Annotated in this window: 2 protein-coding genes; one reads left to right on the forward strand and one right to left on the reverse strand. The window is 69.7% G+C overall.

Annotation, left to right across the window (positions count from 1 at the left end; translation table 11 throughout):
* Window positions 1-119: 119 nt before the first annotated feature.
* Window positions 120-644: an HNH endonuclease gene (locus ACWEQL_RS42090; RefSeq protein ID WP_452156852.1), complete on the reverse strand. Its 525-nt coding sequence runs from the start codon at window positions 642-644 to the stop codon at window positions 120-122.
* Window positions 645-928: 284 nt separating this feature from the next.
* Here ACWEQL_RS42090 and tyrS point away from each other — a divergent pair, with 284 nt between their 5' ends.
* Window positions 929-2,200 carry a tyrosine--tRNA ligase gene (gene tyrS / locus ACWEQL_RS42095; protein ID WP_452156854.1) on the forward strand — a complete coding sequence of 424 codons (1,272 nt, stop codon included), beginning with the start codon at window positions 929-931 and terminating at the stop codon, window positions 2,198-2,200.
* Window positions 2,201-2,701 lie beyond the last annotated feature (501 nt).

The raw sequence follows: 2,701 nt of genomic DNA on the forward strand, positions 1-2,701 counted from the left end.
CAATGCTCCGCAGTGGCTCCCTCCTCCGCCTTGCGATGCACGCACCCCAACGCCGCGGCCTATCCGACAAGATCCACAAGACACGCCCTAGCCCCGTCGGGCCCGGCCGGACCGTCCGTTCAGGCGGCCGTCGCGGTGACCTGGGCGGGCAGCCAGGCGGCCAGCTCGCGGACGTCCGAGCCGCGCAGCCCCAGCGCCAGCATCAGGGTGGCCTGCGGGGTCGGCTCGAAGGGCCCCCGCAGCAGCGCCATCCCGGCCTGCTCGGGCGTGCGGTCGGCCTTGCGCTGGTTGTCCTCGGCGCAGGCGGCCACGGTGTTCAGCCAGCTGTCGGCGCCACCGCGCGACTTCGGCTGGAGGTGGTCGACGGTGGTGGCCCGCCGCCCGCAGTACGCGCACTGGTGCTGGTCCCGCACCAGGACACCGCGCCGCGACCACGGAGCCTGTTGTCGGAAGGGCACCCGTACGTACCGCTGCAGTCTGATCACCCGCGGGACCGGGACGCTCACGCCCGTACCGCGGACCGTGCGCAGGGGATGCGCCTGCTCGACCACGGCCTTGTCCTGGAGCACCAGGACCACGGCGCGCTGGAGCGACACCGTCGTCAGCGGCTCGTAGCTTGCGTTGAGAACCAGCGTGTTGCGCACCTCGGCACACCCTTCCCACGGGCGTGCCACGGCGGCACGACCGTCATTACACACGTCACTGCCGCCGCACGGCGGTGGAACCACTGTGAAGGGGCTCACGGCCGACGAACAACGGAATTTCCGGTGCCGAGGGGGCCCGTACGGCGACCGCCGGGTTCCCCGCGCGGAAACTCGCTGGCCGGGAGCGCGTACCCTCTACAACGCTGGAGTCGTCCCCGCACCGTGGCCCGACCGAACCGGGCCCCTGCCGGACGTGGACGCCCGATCGAAGGAGAGTCGTGACCGTGACGGACATCGTCGACGAGCTGCGGTGGCGCGGGCTGATCGCCCTGTCCACCGACGAGGACGCACTGCGCAAGGCGTTCGCGGACGGCCCGGTCACGTTCTATTGCGGCTTCGACCCGACGGCCCCGAGCCTGCACCTCGGCAACCTGGTGCAGATCCTCACCATGCGCCGCATCCAGCAGGCGGGGAACCTCCCGCTGGGCCTGGTCGGCGGCGCCACCGGCCTGATCGGCGACCCCAAGCCCACCGCCGAGCGCGTCCTGAACGACCCCGAGACGGTGGCCGGCTGGGTGGAGCGCCTGCGCGGCCAGATCTCGCGGTTCCTGGACTTCGACGGCCCCTACGCGGCCCGCATGGTCAACAACCTGGACTGGACCTCCGGGATGTCGGCCATCAGCCTGCTGCGCGACGTGGGCAAGTACTTCCGCGTCAACAACATGATCGCCAAGGAGGCCGTCGCCCGGCGGCTCAACTCCGACGCGGGCATCAGCTACACCGAGTTCAGCTACCAGATCCTCCAGGGCATGGACTTCCTGGAGCTGAACCGTCGCTACGGCTGCGCCCTGCAGACCGGTGGCAGCGACCAGTGGGGCAACCTCACCGCCGGCACCGACCTGATCCGCAAGGCCGAGGGCAAGTCCGTCCACGCGCTGGCCACCCCGCTGATCGTCAAGGCGGACGGCACCAAGTTCGGCAAGACGGAGTCCGGCACGGTCTGGCTCGACCCCGAGCTGACCACCCCGTACGCCTTCTACCAGTTCTGGCTGAACGCGGACGACCGGGACGTCTCCAACTTCCTGCGGATCTTCAGCTTCCGCTCGAAGGAGGAGATCGAGGAGCTGGAGCGCGAGACCACCGAGCGCCCCGCCGCCCGGCTCGCCCAGCGGGCGCTCGCCGAGGAGCTCACCACCCTGGTCCACGGCGCCGAGCAGTACGAGCGCGCGGTGGCGGCGTCCAAGGCGCTCTTCGGCCAGGGCGACCTCGCCGACCTGGAGGCCCCGACCCTGGCGGCCGCGCTGGCCGAGGTCCCCAAGGCCGAGGTGACCGAACTCCAGCCCGTGGTCGACCTGTTGGTCGCCGTCGGCCTGGCCCCGAGCCGTTCGGCCGCCCGCCGGACGATCAAGGAGGGCGGTGCCTACCTCAACAACGTCAAGGTGACGGACGAGGAGGCGGTGCCGACCGAGTCGGACCTGCTGCACGGTCGCTGGCTCGTCCTGCGCCGCGGCAAGCGCAACCTGGCCGCGGCCGAGCTCAAGTCCTCGGCCGGCTGAGACGCTCAGGACGCTCCGACGTGGCCGGGGTCCGCTGAGGCCGTGGCCTGATACGGAGGGCCGCTGAGCTGCGGCTACGCATCGAGGGGACCGGATCTGGACAGATCCGGTCCCCTGATGTTTGACGCGGCGGTCGGACTGGCCTAGTGTTGGACGAGTCGCTGGAGCGGGTGGGTGCGCGGGATGACCGAGAGGTCGGCCCGGACCAGCCGGAGCGGCCACCACTGAGCGGTAAGTCCTACTTTCACTTCGCAGCCCATTCATTTGGGTTCGTCGGTATCCCCGGCAGCGAATGTGAACGGGGAATTTCGAGTAAAACTCGAAATGCGCTAATGTGAAGGCCGCCGCGGAAAGCGGCCCCGCCAGTCGGGATCAGATGAATGAAGCTCCGGAAAACGGGGCGGAGAACATCTGATAAGCTGGGAACACGAAAGAACGAAGCGCCCGGAGGGCCCGCTGGAAGGCGGTCCGAAGGAAGTGTCCGTTCCTTGAGAACTCAAC

It is taken from the genome of Kitasatospora sp. NPDC004240 (assembly GCF_053603215.1).